The organism is Streptomyces sp. NPDC023157, from assembly GCF_055560575.1.
Genome location: NZ_JBVHIL010000002.1, coordinates 632,950 through 654,613, shown reverse-complemented (window position 1 = coordinate 654,613; position 21,664 = coordinate 632,950). Strand labels below are relative to the sequence as shown.

Here is a 21,664-nt window from a genome sequence, read left to right as displayed (position 1 = left end):
CCCCGGTGAGCCCCCGGTACGAGGAGTCCGGCTAGGGCACCACGGTGACCGGCCAGCGGCCCGCCTTGACCAGGCGCACCGCGACCGAGCCGACGAAACGGTGACCGGCCGACTCCGAGACGCCCACCACCACCGCGTCCGCCTTCAGTTCGTCCGCCGCGGCGACCAGGCCCGCGTACGGGTCCCCGCGGAAGGTGTGGAACTCCCAGCGCACCCGCCAGATCTCCTTCACCCGCTCCGTCGCCTCGCGGATCTCCTTCACCAGGCCCTCGGCGATCTCGTCCGTGGTCCCGGCCACCGGCGCGCCCACGGCCGCGCCCGCCGTCAGCAGGGGCTGCACGTACACCAGGGCCAGCAGGGCGTTCTGCCGCCGGGCGAGCCCGGCCGCGTAGGAGGCGGCGCGCAGGGAGGACTCGGAGCCGTCGACTCCGGCCACGATCACCTTCGGGCCGTCGGTACCTCGTTCGAAACCACTCACCCTCCGAGGCTATCGGCTCATCGGGTGCTTTCGAGCGGGGGCCCGGTGTCGCTGAGAAGCGCGCGGGGTCCTCCGTACGAACCATTGGCCATGAAAAACGATGAGAAGCCCATGGGACGGCGGTCGCTGCTGAGGCTCGCCGCCGCGCTCGGGGCCACGGCCACCGTCGGGGTCTTCGCGGCGGACCGCATGAGCGGCTCCGAGGCCGGCCCCGCGACCGGGGCGGCGCCCCCGGCGCGTCCGCGTCCGGCCGGTGCGCCGGGCGCGCAGCCGCAGGCCAGGCTGCGCCCGGCCGCCTACCGCCTCCAGCCGATGACCGGCTACGCGCCCCCCGCCTTCCGCCGGGCGATCCCGCCGGTGCGCACCCGGCCCTTCCTCCACCTGACCGGCGTCGGCCGCTCGATGGTGCTCACCTTCGACGACGGACCCGATCCGCGCTACACCCCGGAGATCCTCGCGACCCTGCGCCGGTACGGCTGCCGCGCGATGTTCTTCGTCTGCGGCGAGATGGCGGTCGACAACCAGGACCTGCTCAAGGAGATGGCCGAGGACGGACACGTGGTCGGCAACCACACCTGGTCGCACCCGCTGGTCCCGAAGCTGCGGCCGTCCCGCATCCGCCAGGAGCTCGGCTCCACCAGCGAGGTCGTCGAACAGGCCCTCGGCACCCCGCCGCTCTGGTACCGGGCGCCGTACGGGGCGTGGAACCGGCTCTCGTTCGAGATCGGCGCAGAGCTGGGCATGGAGCCGCTGGCCTGGACCGTCGACACCCTGGACTGGCAGGAGCCGCCCACCGACTCCATCGTGCGCCGGGTGCTGGACGGGGCCGGGTCCGGGGTCGTCGTGCTCAACCACGACGCGGGCGGCAACCGCGCGCACAGCGTGGCCGCGCTCAAGCGCTATCTGCCCGAACTCCTCGACGCGGGCTACAGCATCACCGTCCCGCGCCGCTGAGCCGCCGCCCCGCGGGCAGGACGAGGGCCCCGGCACGGGCGGACGTGCCGGGGCCCTCGTCGTACGGCCGCTACCGCGAGCCGACCATCCTGGCGTAGACGACGACGTTGCCGTCGTAGCCGTGCGCCCGCGAGTAGCCGCCGCCGCAGGTGATCACGCGGAGCTCGGGCTCGCCGGTGTCGGCGTAGACCTGCACGGGGAAGTCGTTCTTGGCGTAGACCTCGACCCCGTAGATCTCGAAGACGGCGACCCGGCCGTCGAACCGTTCGACCTCGACGTGCTGGCCCTTCTGCAGGGAGCCGAGGCCGTAGAAGACGGCGGGGCCCGCCAGGTTGTCGACGTGGCCCACGACGACGGAGGTGCCGCGCATGCCCGGCGCGGTGCCGTTCTGGTACCAGCCGGCGAGGTTGGCGTCCTGCGGAGGGGGAGCGCTGATCCAGCCGTTGTCGTCCAGGCCCACGTCCATGATCGGTGCGGCCACGCGGAGCGCCGGGATCCTGATCCGGGAGGCCGGGGCGAAGGGCAGCGGTTCGAGTCCGGCGGCCGCGGTCGGAGCGGGGCCGACGGGACGGGTGACCGGGCGGGCCGCGGCGGTGGGCTGCGGGGGTCCCGATTCGAATCCGACGCCGTTGCGCATTATCGCCAGGCCGGACAGCATGACCAGAGCCAGGGCGCCCCAGGGTTGGCGTCTCCTGGCGGCGTCGAGGACGCTGAAGTCCTTGGTCCTCATGGTTCTCCCTTCGTGGGCGTCACGGGAACGGTAAGGGCGCCCGGGGAGGGCGGCGATCGGGGCGGGGCGAACGGGTGTCGGCCGTCGACGCGGGTGGCGTCCGGGTGATGCCCCATCCGAGTACTCGTCAGATCATCGGCCCGATGTCGTGTGACCTGCGGAACCGTCGGACGCCGACCCCCGTTCGGCCGGTGCCCCGCGTCACCGGTGTGGCCCAAGGCCAACATGCGGGGCCTGGTCCGGCTTGTGATGGTTCGTCATGGAAGACGTACTCGTCGAATCTCCCGGAGCACCGCTTTGGGGCGTCTTCCACAGGAGGTTCCACCATGCGTGCTGCACGCACTCTGGCGGTGACGGCGACCGCGTTCGCGGCGCTCGGGCTCGCCGCCCCCCTCGCCACTGCCACCAACGGGCCCAGCAGCGTGACCGTCAACCCTTTCCAGGCCGAGCGGGGCGGAGACAATTCCAACGGCGTCACGGTGTCGCCCTTCGCGGTCCACCAGGGGGCGATCCTCACGATCACCGTCCGGGGCTGCGCCGGAGGCACGGTCACGTCCAACGCCTTCGCGACGACCACGCTCTCCGCCACCGTCAACGGGGTGTCCACCGCCACCGCCCGCATCTTCAACAACGCCACGCCCGGCCAGTACAACCTGGCCGTCCAGTGCGGCGGCCGTACGCTCACCCAGCCGTTCCGTGTCCTCGCCGGACAGGGCGCACAGGGTGGCCTCGGCGGATCGCTCGCCCCGAGCTCCACGGAGATGGCCGTCGGCGGTTCGCTCGTCGCCGCGGCGGCGCTCGGCGGCGGACTGTTCATCGCCCGCCGGCGCCGTATGGCCGGCGCGGGCGTCTGACCGGTCGAACCTCCCGGTCGGCCCGTCACCCCGTCGCCCCCGGGTCCTGCTCTCCAGGACCCGGGGGCGACGGGCCTGTCCGGTGCTGCCCCGCGGGACGAGGACGGTGTACGGGCGGGGGGCCCCGTCCGTACACCGTCAGTGGCGGCGGCCTTCGGCGGCCCTGCGCCGCACGACGAACACCACACCGGCCACGGCGGCCAGCACCATGGCACCGCCCACGGCCGGCGTCCAGGCGTCCATCGCACCGACGGAGCCGCCGAGGCCGCCCTGGACTCCGCGCGGCGGGGTGAGCAGCGTCGAACTGGCCGTGGGCGTCGAGGTGGCACCGCCGCTGATCGTCAGGTCGACGGTGCCGCCGATCCCGCCCGTGCAGTGGAACGCCACCGTGTAGACGGCCCCGCGCTTGGCGTCGGCGTCCACCAGGGCGGTCGCCGCCGAGCCCGGGGCGATGGTGACGGTGTCGAAGATGCCGGCCGACGCCGTCGCCGTACTCGCGCAGCCCGGCGCGCTCAGGGTGATCCGGCCGCCCGGTGCGACGACCCCGGGTGAGATGACGAAGTCGCCCGCCTGCTTCGCGCGGGGCGCCCGGGGCGCGGGCACGGCGGGGGCGCCGTCGGCGGCGACGGCGAGCGGGGCGGCCAGGGCGAGGGCGGCCGCCCCCAGCAGAGCGGCGGACGCGGCACGTATCGCGCGCATGGTGAATCCTCCGGGTACCCGAGGAGCTGCTGCGGAAGGGGTTTCCACACATCGGACGGCATGCACCTCGATGCCCGAAACGCTAGGAGCGCACTATCACAGCCGCGATCCCAGACGTGCGAATGGGGCACCCATGTCCCCCGCCCGGCCTACATTCGGCCCCCTGATCAGCCCGTGAGCTGCGGGAACAGATCGGTGAACGGCGCGGCGGTCGCCGCGATGCCCCGGCCGAAGGGGGCGTCGAAGTCCCAGATGAGGAAGAGCAGGAAGGCGATGAGGGCGCTGAACAGGCCGGCGAGGAGCAACTCCTTCCCGGTGCGCCGGATCTGGAGCGTGAAGATCAGGCCCACCGTCACCAGCGCGCCGATGATCAGCCCGAACCACACCACGCCCGGCATCGTGTCCCCGGCGCTCTGCCCGCGGGCCCCCCGCGCGTCGTCGGCCACGGCCACCTGGTCCACCAGCGGCTGGTAGGCCTGACCCTCGAAGTCGTTGGCCGGCTGGTAGTCGGTCACGCTCCGGCGGACCTTCTCCAGGAGCTCCGTGCCCTTGTCGCTGAGCTCGCCGTGCTCGGTCATGTGCGGGAACTCGTCCTCGACGACGTAACGGACGTACGTGTCCACGTCGGAGCGGATCCGTTCGCGCGCGGCGACCGGGTACACCTCGGCCCGCGCGGAGATCTCGTGCAGCGCCTGCGCCTCCTGGCGCACGGTCTCCTGGGCGGCGCTGCGGGCCTCCCAGACACCGGCGATGGCGAGACCGAGGACGATGGCGTAGACCACGCCGATCATCATCGTCATGTACTCGATGACGTCAGGGGTCTCGCTGGGGTCGTCGTCCTCGGGGATCCTCCGGTGGTTGATGACGACGATGGTGAGCACGACGGCGCACGCGGCGGCCATCGCGATGGTCAGGACGAGCCATTCGGACAAGGTTTCCTCCGGTGGCGGAGCGTGGGACTCAGCGGGAGCGGGGGCGCAGGATCGCGGTCGCGATCACGGCCGGGGCGGTGATGAGCAGGGTCGTGGTGAGCACGTTCGGGGCGCTCTTCGGCTTCGCCCGGGCCGCCGTGGGCCGGTAGTGCGGCAGCGCCACGGGCGCGGCCGGGCGCGGGCGCGCGGTGGGCGGGGGAGAAGGTCTCGGCGGTGGGGGCGGCTCGGCCTCGGGCGTGGTCGGGGCGGGCGCGGGCGGCGCGGGCCGCGGCGGGGGAGCGGGCCGCACGGGCGGGGGCTTCGGCGCGGGCGGCGGCTCGGGGCTCGGTGGCGGCGGTGGAGGCGGCGTGGGCCTGGGCGGCTCGGGCGGCTTCGTGGGCTTCGGCGGCTCGGTGGGCTTGGGCGGCTCGGTCGGCTCCGGTGGATCCGTGGGGCACGGGGAGTGGGTGGGGTGCGGTGGATGGGTCGGGTGAGAGGGGTGGGTGGGGTGCGTGGGATGCGTCGGGTGGGGTGGGTGCGGGTGGTGGGTCGGGTGGCAGGGCCCCCGCCCGGCGAAGGAGACCACGGTGTTCGAACCGTCGGGTCCGGTGATGGCGGAGGCGCAGGCGTCGGCGGCGACGGGCACCGGTGTGGCGAGCAGCCACACGAGCGCGCCGGCCGCCAGGGGCCGCACGAGGAGCGATCCGTACTGAGACAACAGAGACACGCCGAGCAGCATGATCACGCGCATCGGGCCGTAGGCCCGGAACGGCCTCGGATTCCCCGGATGGAGGGGTTTTCCGGGTGCACGGGTTTGACGTTTCCGCTGGCGCGGTCGACCCGTTGGTGCGCACTGGCCCCAATGGGCGTGCTGTTGCGCCGGATTGAGAGGTCTTGAGGCGTATTGACGCGGTGTCTCCCGCGGGGGAGAGGGTGGGCGGGGTAAGTGGCCGGTTGTCGTCCCTCGGAGGGCGGCCGGGGCCACCCGATCCCTTCCGGTGGCGGCCCCGGAAGCGGGGCACGACCATATGCACGTGAATTTGCACGGGCCGAAGGCGTGAACTCTTCCGTTCCCGCCGCACGTGCCAATGGCGTGTGACCAAGAACGGATCGCGAATTTCCGTTTCTACTCGCTCTCCAGGCAAGCGATCAGTAGCCTCGGCTCGAACGTCGGCCGCGAACACATGGCCGTATCCCCCGTGGCGACTTGTTGGAGACATTGATGGAGCGTCCCGCCTGGGCTCCGCCGGGCATCGATATCTCGATGCCGAGCGTGTCCCGAATGTACGACTTCTATCTGGGCGGCTCGCACAATTTCGAAGTGGACCGGGAAGCGGCCCGCAAGGCCATGGAGTTCATGCCGGGTCTCCCCAAGGTCATGCAGGCGAACCGTGCCTTCATGCGCCGCGCCGTGCGGTACGCGGTCGACAACGGAGTCACCCAGTTCCTGGACATCGGCTCCGGCATACCCACCTTCGGCAACGTCCACGAGGTCGCCCAGGCCGCCGCCGACACCGCCCGCGTCGTCTACGTCGACCACGACCCGGTGGCCGTCGCCCACAGCCGGGCCGTGCTCGCCGGGGACACCCGTTCGGCCGTGCTCGCCGCCGATCTGCGCAAGCCCGACACGATCCTGCGCAGCCCCGAGGTGTCCGAACTCCTCGACCTGGACCGGCCGGTCGCCCTGCTCCTCGTCGCCGTCCTGCACTTCCTGGAGGACGCCGACGACCCGGGCACCGCCGTCGCCGAGCTGCTCGACGCGCTCGCCCCGGGCAGCCTCCTCGTCCTCACCCACGCCTCCTACGAGGGCATCCCGAGCTCCCAGGAGCAGGCCGGCGGCACCGTCGACGTCTACCGCGACATCCGCAGCCCGCTGGTGATGCGCTCGCACGGGGAGATCGCCCGCTTCTTCGACGGCACCGAACTCGTCGAACCCGGACTCGTGTCGATGCCCCGCTGGCGTCCCGACAGTCCGGAAGAGGAGGAGGACCCCTACGCCTTCTCCGGGTTCGCAGGGGTGGGGCGTAAGGCGTGAAGGTACCGTCCCAGCCGGCCGGGTCCGTCGCCGACGCCGACGGCCCCGAGGACAGAATCAGACGGTTCGTCACCATCTGGAGCAGAGCTGTCTTCCCGGTCACCGCGACCTCCATGACCCGCCAGGAGTTCGAACAGCACCTGCTGCCGCTCGCCCGCGAACTCACCGGAGCCCTGCGCGCCCGCCCCTTCGACACCGCGCCCGCGCACCGCGTCGGCCAGGCCCTGATCGCCGCGCACTGCACCGACCCGGACGCGCTGTCCCGCAGCCTCGGCGTCGTCGACGCCTATCTGGTGCTGTACTGCGCGGACGAGCCGGACGCCGCCGGCGCCACCGCCGAGGAGCTGCGGGCCCGTTGCTCCCGGCTCCAGCACGCCATGGCCGCCGGCTTCGCGCAGGCCCTGCGCGAACGCACGCTGAACGAGCAGGAGACGATCGCGCACTCGGCGCTCTCCGCCCGCAGCGCCGCCGAACTCGCCCTGCACGCCACCGAGAGCCGCTTCCGCGCGATCTTCGAGGGCGCGGCGATCGGCATCGGCATCGCCGACCTGGCCGGCAACGTCCTGGAGGTCAACGAGACCCTCACCCGCATGTTCGGCGGCCTCGAACAGCACGTCCTCAGCCGCAACATCGCCGAGTGGTCGCACCCCGAGGACGGCCCGCACGTCTGGCGCCTGTACGACGAGCTGGTGCGCGGCGAGCGTGAGCACTACCGGGTGGAGAAGCCGTACTACCGCGGTGACGGCACCGTCCTGTGGACCAACCTCACCGTCTCGCTGCTGCGCGACGCGGCCGGCGTCCCCCGCTACCAGCTGGCGCTGATGGAGGACACCACCGAACGGCGGCTGCTCAACCTGCGGCTGCGGTACGAGGCGACGCACGACGCGCTCACCGGACTGCCCAACCGCACCCTGTTCTTCGAGCGCCTGGAGAAGACCCTCGCGCCCGGCGAACGCAACCGCTTCGGCCTGTGCTACCTGGACCTCGACGGCTTCAAGGCCATCAACGACAGCCTCGGCCACGCCACCGGCGACCGGCTGCTCGTGGAGGTCGCCGACCGGCTCCAGGGCTCCGTCACCGCGCCCGGCGAGATGGTGGCCCGGCTCGGCGGCGACGAGTTCGTGGCGCTCACCACCGGGCCCGACAGCGAGCACAAGGTCGCCGAACTCGCCGACCGGATACTCGCCGCCCTCGCCTCCCCGATCCGGATCGACGGCCGCGAACTGACCGTGCGCGGCAGCGTCGGCGTGGTCGAGGGCCCGGCGGGGGAGCGCACCGCGGCCGAGGTGCTGCGCAGCGCCGACATCACCATGTACCGGGCCAAGTCGGCGGGCGGCAACCGCTTCGAGTTCGCCGACGCCGAGGCCGACGCCCGGGCCATCACCCGGCACGGGCTCACCACCGCCCTGCCGTTCGCCCTGGAGCGCGGCGAGTTCTTCATCGAGTACCAGCCGCTCGTGCACCTCGACGACGGCAGCGTGCACGGCGCCGAGGCGCTCGTACGGTGGTGCCACCCGCAGCACGGCGTGCTCGGCCCGGACCGGTTCATCCCGCTCGCCGAGAACACCGGCCTCATCGTGCCGCTGGGCCGCTGGGTGCTCCAGGAGGCCGTGCGCCAGGCCCGGTTCTGGCAGACCCGACACGCCGACGGCGGCCCGCTGCGGATCAACGTCAACCTGTCGCCGACCCAGCTGCACCACCCGCGGCTCGTCGCCGACACGGTCGACGTCCTGGAGCGCTCCGGACTCGAACCCGGCGCGCTCTGCCTGGAGGTCACCGAGTCGGCGCTCATCGGCGCGGACGACGACCTGCTCAAGCCGCTGCGGCAGCTGGCCGAGATGGGCGTGGACATCGCGCTCGACGACTTCGGCACGGGTTACTCCAACCTCGCCAACCTGCGCAGGCTCCCGGTGAGCGTCCTCAAGCTGGACCGTTCCTTCACCCAGGGCATGCAGCAGCACCCCGTGGACCCGGTCGACCTCAAGATCGTCGAGGGGATCGTGCACCTGGCCCACAGCCTGGAGCTGGCGGTCACGGTCGAGGGCGTGGAGACCGGCGCGCAGGCCCAGCAGCTCCGCGAGCTCGGCTGCGACACGGCCCAGGGCTGGTACTACGCCCGCCCCGGCGCCCCGGACCGCATCCACTCGCTGGTCCTGGCGGACGCGGTGTAGCGGGGAAGGTGAGCGGCGGGCCGTGATCCGGCGCGGTGCCGACGGCATGAGGCCCCGGGAGGTCAGTCCCCCGTGCCGCCCCTCCGGGAGGCCATGAGCAGCCTCTGCAGCTCGCGCGCCGCCCGCGGGGGAGCCACGTCGCTGCGGTGCGCCAGCGCGATCGTGCGCTGGAGCCCCGGGCGGGCGAGGGCCGTGACCCGCAGGTCGCGGCCCGCGCGCGCCGCGACCATCGTCGGCACGACGGCGAGCCCGAGCCCGGCCCGTACGAAACCGAGGACGGCGTCCATCTCGCCGCCCTCCACCGTGAAGGAGGGTTCGAAGCCCTCCGCCCGGCAGGCGCCCACGGTCAGCTCCCGCAGGTCGTAGCCGTGCCGGAACATCACGAGCGGCTGTTCGCGGAGGTCGGCGATCCGCACCGGCCGGCGCGGGGCGGGCGCCGACGCCGAGGAGACCACCACCAGCTCCTCGGTCAGCAGCTCGACCGTCGTCAGGGCCGGTGAGGGCGTCGGCAGCGGCAGCACCACGAGCGCCAGGTCGAGCGCGCCGCGCGCCAGCTCCCGTACGAGGTCGTGCGAGCCGCCCTCCTCGATGAGCAGCCGGATGCCCGGGTGCAGGTCGTGGAAGGTGCGCAGCACGTCCGGCAGCAGGCCCGTGCAGAGACTGGGCGTCGCCCCGAGCCGCACCCGGCCGCGCCGCAGCTGCACCAGCTCCTGCACCTCGTGCCGGGCGGTGTCCGTGTCCGCGAGGATCCGGCGGGCCAGCGGCAGCAGCGCCTCGCCCGCGTCGGTGAGCGTGATGTTGCCGCGGGCCCGGCTGAACAGCTCCGCGCCCAGTTCCTGCTCCAGGGCCTTGATCTGCTGGGAGAGCGAGGGCTGCGAGACGTGGACCCGCTCGGCGGCCTGGGTGAAGTGGCGGGTCTCGGCGACGGCGACGAAGTAGAGGAGCTGCTGGAACTGCATGAGGCCAGCCTACCCCGCACCATAGGGCGGGCCTATCGAGATCAGCCGAACCATGTCTTGGACCTCTCGGGCCCTTCGCCCCTACCGTCGCTGGCATGGCTCTGGCAACCAACCCCGACCGGGAGAGCGACCGGCGGACCGCCCGGCGGGCGGGCCGCCCGCCCACCGGCCCCACCCGTGGCTTCTGGGCGTCCACGATCGGCAAGAAGACCGTCATGGCCGTCAGCGGCCTGACCATGCTCGCGTACCTCGTCGCCCACGTGGCCGGCAACCTCAAGGTCTTCTTCGGCCCCGAGGAGTTCAACGCCTACGGCCACTGGCTGCGCACCATGGGCGCCCCCGTCCTGCACCACCAGTGGGGCCTGTGGATCGCCCGGATCGTGCTGCTCGCCGCCGTCGTCGCGCACGCCGTCTCCGCGTACCAGCTCAGCAGGCGCGACCTGAAGGCCCGCCCCACCGCGTACGTCCACCGGCGCAGGAGGGCGAGCTACGCCACCCGCACCATGCGCTGGGGCGGGGTCGTCGTCGGGCTCTTCATCGTCTGGCACGTCCTCGACCTGACCACCGGCACCGTCCACTCCGGCGGCTTCCAGGAGGGCCGGCCGTACGAGAACGTCGTCGACACCTTCTCCACCTGGTACGGGAACCTCGTCTACATCGTCGCCATGCTCGCCGTGGGACTCCACGTCCGGCACGGCTTCTGGAGCGCCGCCCAGACCCTCGGCGTCGGCAACGCCCGCCGCGAACGCGTCCTGAAGGCCACGGCCAACGGTCTCGCGCTGCTGCTGACCGCCGGATTCGTCTCCGTACCCGTCGCCGTCATGACCGGAGTGGTGAGCTGAATGACCTCCCCCGACTACACCCTGGGCGCCCCGCTCACCGACGAGAAGGCCCCCACCGGCCCCCTCGCCGAACGCTGGGACACCCGCCGCTTCCAGGCGAAGCTGGTCAACCCCGCCAACCGGCGCGGCCACCGCGTCATCGTCGTCGGCACCGGCCTCGCCGGCGGAGCCGCCGGCGCCACCCTCGCCGAACAGGGCTACCAGGTCGTCCAGTTCTGCTACCAGGACTCCCCGCGCCGCGCCCACTCCATCGCCGCCCAGGGCGGCATCAACGCCGCGAAGAACTACCGCAACGACGGCGACTCCGTACACCGCCTCTTCTACGACACCGTCAAGGGCGGCGACTTCCGCGCCCGCGAGTCCAACGTGCACCGGCTCGCCCAGATCTCCGTCGAGATCATCGACCAGTGCGTCGCCCAGGGCGTGCCCTTCGCCCGCGAGTACGGCGGACTGCTCGACACCCGCTCCTTCGGCGGCGTCCAGGTCTCCCGCACCTTCTACGCCCGCGGCCAGACCGGCCAGCAGCTCCTCCTCGGCGCGTACCAGGCGCTGTCCCGGCAGATCGCCGCCGGCAACGTCGAGATGCACCCGCGCACCGAGATGCTCGACCTGATCGTCGTCGACGGCCGGGCCCGCGGCATCGTCGCCCGCGACCTGATCACCGGACGCGTCTCCACCCACTACGCCGACGCCGTCGTCCTCGCCACCGGCGGCTACGGCAACGTCTTCTACCTGTCCACCAACGCCATGAACTCCAACGCCACCGCCGTGTGGCGGGCCCACCGGCGCGGCGCGTACTTCGCCAACCCCTGCTTCACCCAGATCCACCCCACCTGCATCCCGCGCACCGGCGACCACCAGTCCAAGCTCACCCTGATGAGCGAGTCGCTGCGCAACGACGGACGCATCTGGGTCCCCAAGGCGCACGGCGACACCCGGCCCGCGAACGAGATCCCCGAGGACGAGCGCGACTACTACCTGGAGCGCGTCTACCCCTCCTTCGGCAACCTCGTCCCCCGCGACATCGCCTCCCGCGCCGCCAAGAACGTCTGCGACGAGGGCCGGGGCGTGGGCCCCGGCGGCCAGGGCGTCTACCTCGACTTCGCCGACGCCATCCGCCGGATGGGCCGCGCCGAGGTCGAGGAGAAGTACGGCAACCTCTTCGACATGTACGAGCGGATCACCGCCGAGAACCCGTACGAGGTGCCGATGCGGATCTACCCCGCCGTGCACTACACGATGGGCGGACTCTGGGTCGACTACGACCTCCAGACCACGGTCCCCGGCCTCTTCGCCATCGGCGAGGCCAACTTCTCCGACCACGGCGCCAACCGGCTCGGCGCCTCCGCCCTCATGCAGGGCCTCGCCGACGGCTACTTCGTCCTGCCCGCCACGATCAACGACTACCTGGCCCGCCACCCGCACGACACCCCCGTCACCGACGCCCACCCGGAGGTACGGGAGGTCCTCGCCGAGACCGAGGACCGGCTGCACCTCCTGCTCGCCGTCGACGGCGACCGCACCCCCGACTCCTTCCACCGCGAACTCGGCGCACTCATGTGGGAGTTCTGCGGCATGGCCCGCACCGAGGAGGGTCTGCGGACGGCACTGCGCCGCATCCCCGAGATCCGCGAGGAGTTCTGGCGCCGCATCAAGGTGCCCGGCACGGGCGAGGAGTTCAACCAGTCCCTGGAGAAGGCCAACCGGGTCGTCGACTACCTCGAACTCGCCGAGCTGATGTGCCTGGACGCCCTGCACCGCGCGGAGTCCTGCGGCGGCCACTTCCGCGAGGAGTCCCAGACCCCGGACGGCGAGGCCGCCCGCCGCGACGAGGAGTTCGCGTACGTCGCCGCCTGGGAGTCCACCCCGTCCGGCACCCCCGTCCTCCACAAGGAGGACCTCGTCTTCGCACACGTCCACCCCACCCAGCGGAGCTACGCATGAGGCTCACCCTGCGCGTCTGGCGCCAGAAGAACGCGGACGCCGAAGGCGCCATGTCCACCTACGACGTGGACGGCGTCTCGCCCGACATGTCCTTCCTGGAGATGCTGGACACCCTCAACGAGGACCTCATCCTGCGCGGCGAGGACCCCGTCGCCTTCGACCACGACTGCCGCGAGGGCATCTGCGGCGCGTGCAGCCTCGTCATCGACGGCGACGCCCACGGCCCCGAGCGCACCACCACCTGCCAGCTGCACATGCGCGCGTTCCGCGACGGCGACACCATCGACGTCGAACCCTGGCGGGCCGCCGCCTTCCCGGTCGTCAAGGACCTCGTCGTCGACCGGTCCGCCTTCGACCGGATCATCCAGGCCGGCGGCTACATCAGCGTCCCCACCGGCTCCGCCCCCGACGCCCACGCCACCCCCGTCCCCAAGGCGGACGCCGACTTCGCCTTCGAGCACGCCGAGTGCATCGGCTGCGGCGCCTGCGTCGCCGCCTGCCCCAACGGCTCGGCGATGCTCTTCACCTCCGCCAAGGTCAACCATCTGGGCGTGCTGCCCCAGGGCGCGCCCGAGCGGGAGACCCGGGTCCTCGACATGGTGGCCCAGATGGACGCCGAGGGCTTCGGCGGCTGCACCCTCACCGGGGAGTGCGCGACGGCCTGCCCCAAGGGCATCCCGCTGCCGTCGATCGCGGCGATGAACAAGGAGTGGCTGCGGGCGCGGCGGTCGGCGCGCGGCTGAATCCGGACAGTCTGGGAGCGTGAGCCCCACCACGCCGGGCGCCCCGGAACGAAAGATCGTTCACAAGATCCCCGTGATCTTCGCAGAACTTTCGTTCCGGGGCGCTTCCGTGCGCCGGAACCGCAAGATCAACTCCGTTCAAGGCTGTACTGATCATGGCGAGTTGTCCATATCGCAGCCAACCCACTCCGGGTGATTTCCGGCGTCCGGGCACCTCCGGGTACTGATGGGTCCTGCCGGGGGCATATGACCAAACCCCCGGTCGTACCTGTCCATTTGGGGGTTTCCATGTCCAGCATCACCCGCCGCCAGGCCCTGGGTGTCGCCGCGGGCGCCGCCGGCGCCGTCGCGGGCCTCGCCCTGGCCGGCACCGCCGGCGCCGCCACGCCACGCGCCGCCGCACCGGCGGCCGGCCCGGAGCCGGCCGCCTTCGACGAGGTCTACCAGGGCCGCCGCATCAAGGGCGGCCCGTCGCACGGCGGCGGTCACCACGGGGGGCACCACGGGGGCGGCTACTCCGTGACGATCGACGGCGAGGAACTGCACGTCATGCAGAACGCCGACGGCACCTGGATCAGCGTCATCAACCACTACGACCCCGTCGCCACGCCCAAGGCCGTGGCCCGCGCGGCCGTACGCGAGCTCCAGGGGGCCGCGCTCGTCCCCCTCACCCTCGCCTGACCCGATCCCGCACGCCCGTTCCACCCAGGAGCCGTACCACCGTGACCGTACGCAAGAACCAGGCCGCCCTCACCGCCGACGAGAAGCGACGTTTCGTCGCCGCCCTCCTCGAACTGAAGCGCTCGGGCCGCTACGACACCTTCGTCACCACCCACAACGCCTTCATCATGAGCGACACCGACAGCGGCGACCGCGTCGGCCACCGCTCGCCCTCCTTCCTGCCCTGGCACCGGCGCTTCCTCATACAGTTCGAGCAGGCCCTGCAGTCCGTCGACGCGACCGTCACCCTGCCCTACTGGGACTGGACCGCCGACCGCACCACCAGCTCCTCGCTCTGGGCCCCCGACTTCCTCGGCGGCACCGGACGGGCCCGCGACGGCCAGGTCCTCGACGGCGCGTTCGCCCGCTCCGGCAACCGCTGGACGATCAACGTCCGCGTCGACGGGCGCGACTACCTCCGCCGCGACCTGGGCGCCGGCGGCCGCCAGCTGCCCACCCGCGCCGAGGTCGACTCCGTCCTGGCCATGGAGACCTACGACATGGCCCCCTGGAACAGCTCCTCGGACGGCTTCCGCAACCACCTGGAGGGATGGCGCGGCGTCAACCTCCACAACCGCGTCCACGTCTGGGTCGGCGGCCAGATGGCCACCGGGGTCTCCCCGAACGACCCCGTGTTCTGGATGCACCACGCCTTCATCGACAAGCTGTGGGCCGACTGGCAGGCCCGCCACCCCCGGTCGCCGTACCTCCCGGCCGCCGGCACCGCCGACGTCGTCGACCTCAACGACACCATGCGCCCGTGGAACGACGTGACCCCGGCGGACATGCTGGACCACACCCGCCACTACACCTTCGACACGGCGGCCTAGGGCGTGTTTTGGGTTCGCGTGCGCGGGTCGCAGGCGCTCATATGGGTGAAGCGAGGGCTCTCGCACGTGGCCGGGGCGGCAAGGAGTGATGCGCTGGCGACTATGGGTTGGGTGCCGCTTCGGCGCCCCTGGTAGTTGGAGAGCATCGTGAATGATGACGTGGTCCGCATCGTCCCTTGCGAGGACCAGAGCGTGGAAGAGGTCGCGGAGGTTCTGTCTCAGGCGGCAGCCGAGCAGGGTCTCGAAGACGAAGTGGTGGTCGACGGGGAGGAAGTGATCGCTCCGCGCTCCCTCATGACCGGATCGGCCCCTGTGGTGGGGGGCGGGTTCCCTCCGCCGCCGGCGGAGACGAATCCGGACGGCGCTTCCCACGGCGGCCAGCTCTACAAGTTGCGGTCCCCGATCGCTCTGGGCTGACCCTTCGCGGGCAGCGACGGGTCAGACCGCAGGCGCCGACGCCCACCGCCCCGGCGGCATCCGAGAAGAGCGTGTGGGGGTCCCCGGCATCTGCCGGGGACCCCCACACGTGCGCGGACCAGTTGCTAGAGGACAGCAAGCCGCGCGTCCATTGCGGCGCCGACGCTGATGGTGATCACGATCGTGATGGTGTTCGCCTCGCTCTGGCGGCAGGAGTTCCTGGCCAGGGGCGACGCGTCATACCCGGTATGTCTCCCGGGCGAGCTGTAGGCCGGCATTCGGCGGGCCGCAGGGCGGCGTTGCCGATGAGCTGGCCTGCTGGGACGTCGTCGTGGCTTTGTTCACGAGTTGTGGGTTCTGGCACATATTCCGTGAGGACGATCACCGGCGTTCTGCCACGGTGACGTCGCGTCATCTGGGGCCGTGGTGCGGTGTGATGACCTCATAAGGGTGTTGTTTCCGCAGTTCAGGGCGGTCTTGGTGGAGCGGGTGTTCACGGAGTGCGGTGTGGTGCACATCGTTGCGAGAACCCTCGATGGCACGGCTTCGTGCCCGGACTGCGAGCTTCCGTCGAGTCATGTGCACAGCTGCTACGAACGCCGACTGGCCGACACTCCGGTCGGTGACCAGCCGGTGGTGATCGCACTGACCGTGCGGCGGCTTTACTGCGATAACGCCTTGTGCGGGCGTCGTACGTTCGTTGAACAGGTCGCGGGTCTGACGTTCAGGTACGGGAGAAGGACTCCGGCCTCGCGCCGTGTCCTGGCGGTCGTTGCAGTTGCCCTCGCAGGGCGGGCCGGGGCCCGTCTGGCAGCTGTCCTGCAGACGAGGGTGAGCCGGACAACGCTGCTGCGGGCGATCATGGCCGAGCCTGATCCGCTCTGGGCCGTTCCAAAGGTGCTGGGTGTCGATGACTTCGCCACCCGTCGCGGGCACCACTACGGCACTGTCCTCATCGACTGCGAGACCGGCCGGCCTCTCGATCTGCTGCCCGGCCGGGACGCCTCCACCCTCGCTGGCTGGCTGCGCGAGCATCCCGGCGCCGAGATCATCTGCCGTGACAGGGCCGGCTCCTACGCTGACGGCGCCCGGACCGGTGCACCGAACGCAATCCAAGTGGCCGACCGCTTCCACCTCTGGCAGAACCTCGGCACCGCCGTCGAAGCCACCGTCAGACTCCACAGCACGTGCCTCAAGACGGCTTTCACCAGCTCAGATGACCCTACGAGCGATGGCGACAGCGCGGATGCGACGAAGACGATGTCGCCGATCGAAGCTCGTATCCGAGAGCGGCACGCGACCATCCATGCCCTGCTGGCCCAGGGGCACGGGATCAGGGAGATCGCCAGGGAACTGCACATGGGCGGTAACACCGTCCGTCGGAACGCCCGCGCGGCAGTCCCCGAACAGCTGCTGACCGGAAGGCATCAGCCCCGGGCCAGCCAGCTCGACCCCTACAAGTCTCACCTGGACAAACTCTGGGCCGAAGGACACACCAACGCCATCCAGCTGCTTGCCGAGCTCCAGAACCTCGGCTACCGCGGGAGCTACCAGATCATCAGCGACTATCTGCGACCGAGGCGCCGCCAACGCATCCGCGTTGTCCCACCCGCACCACCAGGAATCCGCCGGATCACCGGCTGGATGATGCGGCACCCCGAGCATCTGGCCGACGGAGAACGCCAACAGTTCGTCGCCCTACTTGCCCACTGCCCTGAGCTGAAGGCCCTCCACGAGCACGTCCGCGGCTTCGCAGAGATCCTTCAAACCCGCTCCGGTCAACACCTCAAAGACTGGATCATCGCCGTCCGCACCGCGGACCTGCCCCGATTGCATGCATTCGCCACCGGTCTGGAGAAGGACTGGGATGCCGTGCTCCAGGGCCTGAGCACACGCTGGAACTCCGGCCCCGTCGAGGGCCGCGTAAATCATATCAAGATGGTCAAACGCCAGATGTTCGGACGAGCCAAGCTCCCCCTGCTCCGCAAACGCGTCCTTCTCACAGCCGCAGCAAACTGGTGACCCGGAGCCAGGACTGTCAGACCGCTGCGGCATGCTCGCTGGCATGAACGAAGACGCCTTCTGGCAGCTCATCGAGGACTGCAGGCCCACGGAGGAATCCGACCCGGACGCTCAACTCCTTGCAGCCACGCTCACCGAGCGGCTTGCCCAGTCCCCGTTGTCGCTGGTCATCGGCTTTGCCGAACAACTGGCGTGGGCGCTCTACCGGCTGGACCGCAAGGAGTACGGACACGACCTGTCCGATGACGCCTTCCTCTACACCCGTGCCGCGGTCGTCGCCGCCGGCCGCACCGAATTCGACAGAGTCCTCCAGGCCCCTTCGGCCTTCACTCCTTACGCCATCGACCTCATCTGGGCCGAGCCCCTGCTCTACACACCGGATCGGGCATACAAACGCATCACCGGGGAGGAGTGGGACCGCGATACCCGCTACTCCTACGAATCCTGCTCCAACACCGAGGGCTGGGCTGATTGAACGCCATGGCCCGCGGGTGGTGACGAACTCCAGCGTCGTTGATCGTCCTCACGGAATATGTGCCAGAACCGAGTTGTGAAGTCAGTTGTTCACGGGTTTGGGAGGCACCTGCGCGGTGTCCTGCTTCGATGTTCACGGGAGGTGACAGCACCCAGCCCGAGAAGCTCCGTCCGGCCTATTGGATGCACCATCGGTGTGGGTGTCCGGGCTCGGTGGGGCAGGCGAAGATGTTCAGCAGGCCGTCTCGGCCGATCGTGAGCTGCGTGGGGCAGCGGTCCCGTAGGCGCTCGGCGACGTTCCATTCCTCGTTGGGCATCCAGCTGCCATTGGCGCCGCTCCACTCCCAGCTGTCGAGAGTCAGGAGCAGGACCATCGGCGCGGCACAGGCTCCGCAGTTCATCGAGTGGGGGTCGGTCGTGTGCCAGGAGGGGAATCCACCCACTCGGCAGCCCCGCGGAATCGACAGGTCATGGTGGTAGGTGACCGGTTCGTCGTCCAGTCCGCGTCGTTCTGCCTTACGTTCCTGCGCATTTTCCCAGGAGTCGATTTTTCTCCATAGCCTGGCCGGCAGTGATCCGGCGTACGGGTAGGTGATGACCTGTTCGGGGTGTAGCACACAGGGTTCGGCGACCGAGCCCTTGAAGCCGACCAGCGCCGGCTGCGGCGGAGTGTCCAGCGGCACGGCGACCTGGTCGGAGTGGCGCCAGCGCACGTGCGGGGCCAGGCCGTAGCGGCTGGGGCCATGTGCCTCGAACGGACACCAAAGGACCTGGAGCAGGTCGCATCCGTCCGGGCCGGGCGGGAGGTCGGGAACGTCTCGCCGGTACAACTGGGCCAAGCCGATCAGCGGGATCGAATCGGTGTCAGCGATCTCCCGATCGCGGTGCCTGCGGCCGAGCTCCTTGAGAAGGACTTGTTCCTCGTCTGTGGGCCGGTCACGTGCCCAGGGATCCGCGAGTATCTGACGCTCACGCCGAATGTCCGCGATGCGGTACCCGCTACTGCGCTTGTGTGGCTCGGTGCAGACCGGCCACGGTTCGTCGGCCGGCCACAGCAAAGGACCACCGACCGAGCTGACCGACGCGTCGGGACGTCCCGGCCGCGGGTGCAGCCGGGTCGTCGTACCGCGGAACGTGCCCAGCTTCGGGAAGAGTGCCTCGACGTGTACCGGGCGGGGCGGCGTAGTGCGGTGCATGGACGCAGACCTTAAGCCACTCCACCGACCACGTTCACAGGCGCCCCTGCTGTCCGAACCCGTGAGTATTTCGATTCGAGGGAGTCGGCAAGGTGACTCCCGATCTGGGGTTCTGGCTCAACTTCTGTGGTGCATCCACGCTCCGTAACTGTTGATCTTCAGACCGGCTCTCCTCGATCGTCCTGAAATGCCCCCTGGCTGCTGTGCCGTGCCCGAGAGTCCGAGGCCGTGGACGAAGTGCTGCTCCGGCTGGAAGAGCTCCTGTTCCTATCGGACCCTGAAGTGGCGGTGGTGTCGGCGAAGGACGACGGCGAGGCGATCTGGATCGGGATCACGCGTAGGTCGGCTGGTGCCGAGTGTCCGGGCTGCGGAGGGTGGTCGAGCCGCATTCATGGGTCTTACCTGCGCTTCCCCGCCGACCTTCCGAGCGTTGGAAGACGTGTCGTGCTGCGCCTGCGAGTCCGCCGGTTCACCTGCGCGGGTACCTCCTGCCGACGACAGACCTTCGTTGAACAGATCCCCGGACTGACCCGCCGTCATGCTCAGCGGACTGAGCGGCTGCGGGCGGCCTTGGCCGAGGTGGGTCTCGCTTTGGCCGGCCGAGCCGGCGCCCGCCTTGCGGACGTTTTCGGCATCTCCGTCAGCCGCAGCACGGTACTTCGGCTGGTTGATGCCATGCCTGACCCTCAATCGTCGTCCCCGCGGGTGGTGGGCATCGACGAGTACGCGATGCGCAAGGGCCGTATCTACGGGACTGTGCTGGTCGACGTCGAAACCCGCAGGCCCGTGGATCTGCTGCCCGATCGTGAGGCGGCCACCGTCGCTGCCTGGCTCGCTGAGTGTCCTAGGGTCGAGGTGGTCTGCCGCGACCGTGCGCCCTTCTTCGCCGAGGGCGCAAGCACCGGGGCTCCCACCGCGGTGCAGGTCGCAGACCGTTTCCATCTCTGGCGCAACCTCGGCGAAGCCGCCGAGCGATGCGTGTCGCGCCATCGGGCCTGCCTGCGGGTGCCATTCACAGTGCCCGGCTCCGAGAGCGTCACCACGCCACGGGCTACTGAAGCAGGCGCGTCGCCCTGGCCGACGGGGCACCGGTTCGCCGACCGAATCCGCGAGAAACACGCCATCGTCCACGGAATGCTCGGCGAAGGGCACAGCCGTCGCGCGGTCGCCCGCGAACTCCGGATGACCTACCGAACCGTTCAGCGCCTGGCCGACGTGGCAAGCCCGGAAGAGCTTTTCCAGGGACAGTGGCAGAACCGCAGAACGAAACTCGACGACTTCAAGCCGTACTTGCACGAGCGGTGGGCAGGGGGCTGCACGAACGCCTGGACCCTCTGGAAGGAGATTCAGAGCCACGGGTACGCAGGTGGATATGGCGCCGTCCGCGCTTACCTTCGTCCCTTCCGTGACGCCGTGCCGGATGGCCGGCCGCCGTCGCCCAGGACTGTGGCCGGGTGGATCCTCACCCACCCGGACGCCCTTGCGGAGAAGGAGCGGCTGAAGCTGAAGTCTGTCCTGGCCGGGTGCCCCGAGTTGGACGCCCTCGCCGGGCACGTCCGCTCCTTCGGGCAGATGCTCACCCAGCTCCAGGGAGAACGGATCCCTGAGTGGATTGCCGCGGTCCGGGCCGACGACCTGCCCAGCATGCACACCTTCATCAACGGCCTCGAACGCGACCTCGCGGCCGTCGCAGCCGGCCTGACCCTGCCCTGGAGCTCAGGTGTAGTGGAAGGCCACGTCAACCGCATCAAAATGATCAAGCGGCAGATGTACGGACGAGCCGGCTTCAAGCTCCTGCGCAAGCGAGTACTGCTCGCTTCGTGACCTTGGACAATTGGAACCCTGCATACTGGCGGCCATGACGTCAACGATTCCGCCCGAGCCGAAGCGCGCGTCCTTGACGGTGGCAGGGCGTCGCCTGTCCTTCCTCGACTTCGGCGGTCCGGGGCGTCCTCTACTTGCCCTGCACGGGCACTTCGGAGATGGCCGCACCTTCGCGCACCTGGCCCGGGAGCTGAGGGACTCCTGGCGGATCATCGCGCTCGACCAGCGCGGACACGGCCTCTCCGACAGGTCTTCCGATTTCTCCCGCACCGGCTACGTCGAGGACGCCGCGGCGGTGCTGGAACATCTGGGGATCCACGGGGCGGCCGTACTCGGCCATTCCCTGGGCGGCGTCAACGCCTACCAACTCGCGGCCTGGTTCCCCGCACTTGTGGACGCACTCATCGTCGAGGACATCGGCGCCGAGGTCGATGACGACTTGTCCTTCAGCCTGGCCTGGCCGCACCGGGCACCGACCCGGGCCGAACTGTTGGAAGGACTCGGCACCTCGGCGCGATACCTCATAGGCGCCGTCCGTGAGTATCCCGATGGATGGGGCCTTGCCTTCGACCCGAAGGATATGAATGCCTCGCAGCAGGAGCTTAACGGGGACCACTGGAGCGACTGGATCTCCAGCGACTGCCCAGCCTTGCTTGTTCGCGGCAGCCGGACCACAGTGCTCAGTGCGGAGCACGCAAAGGACATGGCGACGCGGCGCCCCCGTACCCAGCTCATGGAACTTCCTGCCGGACACACCGTCCACGAGACCGTCCCAGACGAGTTCGCCGCAGCTGTAAACGAGTTCCTCGGTTTGCTGTGAATCTACCCGAATGAGACCTTCACCCGGTAACCCACCGTAAC

21 protein-coding genes are annotated in these 21,664 nt (G+C 70.4%); 14 read left to right on the top strand and 7 right to left on the bottom strand.

Annotation, left to right across the window (positions count from 1 at the left end; translation table 11 throughout):
• Positions 1 to 31: 31 nt before the first annotated feature.
• Positions 32 to 478 carry a universal stress protein gene (locus ACZ3ZE_RS08580; protein ID WP_361173126.1) on the bottom strand — a complete coding sequence of 149 codons (447 nt, stop codon included), beginning with the start codon at positions 476 to 478 and terminating at the stop codon, positions 32 to 34.
• Between the two features lie 90 nt (positions 479 to 568).
• Here ACZ3ZE_RS08580 and ACZ3ZE_RS08575 point away from each other — a divergent pair, with 90 nt between their 5' ends.
• Positions 569 to 1,432 carry a polysaccharide deacetylase family protein gene (locus ACZ3ZE_RS08575; protein WP_467258052.1) on the top strand — a complete coding sequence of 288 codons (864 nt, stop codon included), beginning with the start codon at positions 569 to 571 and terminating at the stop codon, positions 1,430 to 1,432.
• 70 nt (positions 1,433 to 1,502) lie between these two features.
• On the opposite strand, the gene ACZ3ZE_RS08570 is transcribed toward ACZ3ZE_RS08575, so the two are convergent.
• A complete protein-coding gene (locus ACZ3ZE_RS08570) occupies positions 1,503 to 2,162 on the bottom strand; it encodes a class F sortase (protein WP_361173132.1) in 660 nt (219 codons plus the stop codon).
• Positions 2,163 to 2,488: 326 nt separating this feature from the next.
• Here ACZ3ZE_RS08570 and ACZ3ZE_RS08565 point away from each other — a divergent pair, with 326 nt between their 5' ends.
• Positions 2,489 to 3,016 carry a hypothetical protein gene (locus ACZ3ZE_RS08565; protein WP_361173135.1) on the top strand — a complete coding sequence of 176 codons (528 nt, stop codon included), beginning with the start codon at positions 2,489 to 2,491 and terminating at the stop codon, positions 3,014 to 3,016.
• Positions 3,017 to 3,154: 138 nt separating this feature from the next.
• Here ACZ3ZE_RS08565 and ACZ3ZE_RS08560 read toward each other — a convergent pair whose 3' ends face one another.
• The 3 genes from ACZ3ZE_RS08560 to ACZ3ZE_RS08550 form a co-directional block, all read right to left on the bottom strand.
• Positions 3,155 to 3,715 (bottom strand): hypothetical protein, encoded by a 561-nt coding sequence (locus ACZ3ZE_RS08560; protein ID WP_361173138.1) that lies wholly within the window; start codon positions 3,713 to 3,715, stop codon positions 3,155 to 3,157.
• 167 nt (positions 3,716 to 3,882) lie between these two features.
• Complete coding sequence (locus tag ACZ3ZE_RS08555) at positions 3,883 to 4,647, bottom strand: bestrophin-like domain (protein WP_361173141.1); 765 nt, start codon at positions 4,645 to 4,647, stop codon at positions 3,883 to 3,885.
• A 28-nt stretch (positions 4,648 to 4,675) separates the two neighbouring features.
• On the bottom strand, positions 4,676 to 5,353 hold the full coding sequence (locus ACZ3ZE_RS08550; protein WP_467258050.1) for a hypothetical protein: 678 nt from the start codon (positions 5,351 to 5,353) through the stop codon (positions 4,676 to 4,678).
• A gap of 495 nt (positions 5,354 to 5,848) precedes the next feature.
• Here ACZ3ZE_RS08550 and ACZ3ZE_RS08545 point away from each other — a divergent pair, with 495 nt between their 5' ends.
• Together ACZ3ZE_RS08545 and ACZ3ZE_RS08540 are read left to right on the top strand one after the other, a co-directional pair.
• A complete protein-coding gene (locus ACZ3ZE_RS08545) occupies positions 5,849 to 6,661 on the top strand; it encodes an SAM-dependent methyltransferase (RefSeq protein ID WP_361173147.1) in 813 nt (270 codons plus the stop codon).
• Positions 6,658 to 8,832, top strand: coding sequence for a putative bifunctional diguanylate cyclase/phosphodiesterase (locus ACZ3ZE_RS08540; protein ID WP_361173150.1), 2,175 nt, complete (start codon positions 6,658 to 6,660; stop codon positions 8,830 to 8,832). Before ACZ3ZE_RS08545 ends, ACZ3ZE_RS08540 begins: the two co-directional genes overlap by 4 nt.
• 62 nt (positions 8,833 to 8,894) lie before the next feature.
• Here ACZ3ZE_RS08540 and ACZ3ZE_RS08535 read toward each other — a convergent pair whose 3' ends face one another.
• A complete protein-coding gene (locus tag ACZ3ZE_RS08535; RefSeq protein WP_361173153.1) occupies positions 8,895 to 9,791 on the bottom strand; it encodes a LysR family transcriptional regulator in 897 nt (298 codons plus the stop codon).
• Positions 9,792 to 9,886: 95 nt separating this feature from the next.
• Here ACZ3ZE_RS08535 and ACZ3ZE_RS08530 point away from each other — a divergent pair, with 95 nt between their 5' ends.
• From ACZ3ZE_RS08530 to ACZ3ZE_RS08495, 8 genes are all read left to right on the top strand, one after another.
• Positions 9,887 to 10,633, top strand: a complete 747-nt coding sequence (locus ACZ3ZE_RS08530) for a succinate dehydrogenase (protein ID WP_467258048.1) — start codon at positions 9,887 to 9,889, stop codon at positions 10,631 to 10,633.
• Entirely contained in the window at positions 10,634 to 12,577 is a 1,944-nt protein-coding gene (locus tag ACZ3ZE_RS08525; protein ID WP_361173156.1) for a fumarate reductase/succinate dehydrogenase flavoprotein subunit, read from the top strand.
• Entirely contained in the window at positions 12,574 to 13,320 is a 747-nt protein-coding gene (locus tag ACZ3ZE_RS08520) for a succinate dehydrogenase/fumarate reductase iron-sulfur subunit (protein ID WP_361173159.1), read from the top strand. Before ACZ3ZE_RS08525 ends, ACZ3ZE_RS08520 begins: the two co-directional genes overlap by 4 nt.
• A 288-nt stretch (positions 13,321 to 13,608) precedes the next feature.
• Positions 13,609 to 14,001: an apotyrosinase chaperone MelC1 gene (gene melC1, locus ACZ3ZE_RS08515; RefSeq protein ID WP_361173162.1), complete on the top strand. Its 393-nt coding sequence runs from the start codon at positions 13,609 to 13,611 to the stop codon at positions 13,999 to 14,001.
• Between the two features lie 41 nt (positions 14,002 to 14,042).
• Complete coding sequence (gene melC2, locus ACZ3ZE_RS08510) at positions 14,043 to 14,870, top strand: tyrosinase MelC2 (RefSeq protein ID WP_363293447.1); 828 nt, start codon at positions 14,043 to 14,045, stop codon at positions 14,868 to 14,870.
• Positions 14,871 to 15,017: 147 nt separating this feature from the next.
• On the top strand, positions 15,018 to 15,287 hold the full coding sequence (locus ACZ3ZE_RS08505; protein ID WP_361173168.1) for a hypothetical protein: 270 nt from the start codon (positions 15,018 to 15,020) through the stop codon (positions 15,285 to 15,287).
• 426 nt (positions 15,288 to 15,713) lie between these two features.
• Positions 15,714 to 17,309, top strand: a complete 1,596-nt coding sequence (locus tag ACZ3ZE_RS08500) for an ISL3 family transposase (RefSeq protein WP_467258554.1) — start codon at positions 15,714 to 15,716, stop codon at positions 17,307 to 17,309.
• A gap of 43 nt (positions 17,310 to 17,352) precedes the next feature.
• On the top strand, positions 17,353 to 17,784 hold the full coding sequence (locus tag ACZ3ZE_RS08495; RefSeq protein ID WP_467258046.1) for a DUF4240 domain-containing protein: 432 nt from the start codon (positions 17,353 to 17,355) through the stop codon (positions 17,782 to 17,784).
• Positions 17,785 to 17,959: 175 nt separating this feature from the next.
• On the opposite strand, the gene ACZ3ZE_RS08490 is transcribed toward ACZ3ZE_RS08495, so the two are convergent.
• On the bottom strand, positions 17,960 to 18,979 hold the full coding sequence (locus ACZ3ZE_RS08490; protein WP_361621716.1) for a hypothetical protein: 1,020 nt from the start codon (positions 18,977 to 18,979) through the stop codon (positions 17,960 to 17,962).
• Between the two features lie 228 nt (positions 18,980 to 19,207).
• Between ACZ3ZE_RS08490 and ACZ3ZE_RS08485 the strand changes: the two genes are divergently transcribed.
• Together ACZ3ZE_RS08485 and ACZ3ZE_RS08480 are read left to right on the top strand one after the other, a co-directional pair.
• Complete coding sequence (locus ACZ3ZE_RS08485) at positions 19,208 to 20,803, top strand: ISL3 family transposase (protein WP_467258044.1); 1,596 nt, start codon at positions 19,208 to 19,210, stop codon at positions 20,801 to 20,803.
• A gap of 34 nt (positions 20,804 to 20,837) precedes the next feature.
• A complete protein-coding gene (locus ACZ3ZE_RS08480) occupies positions 20,838 to 21,623 on the top strand; it encodes an alpha/beta fold hydrolase (protein ID WP_363292033.1) in 786 nt (261 codons plus the stop codon).
• The last annotated feature ends 41 nt before the right edge of the window (positions 21,624 to 21,664 follow it).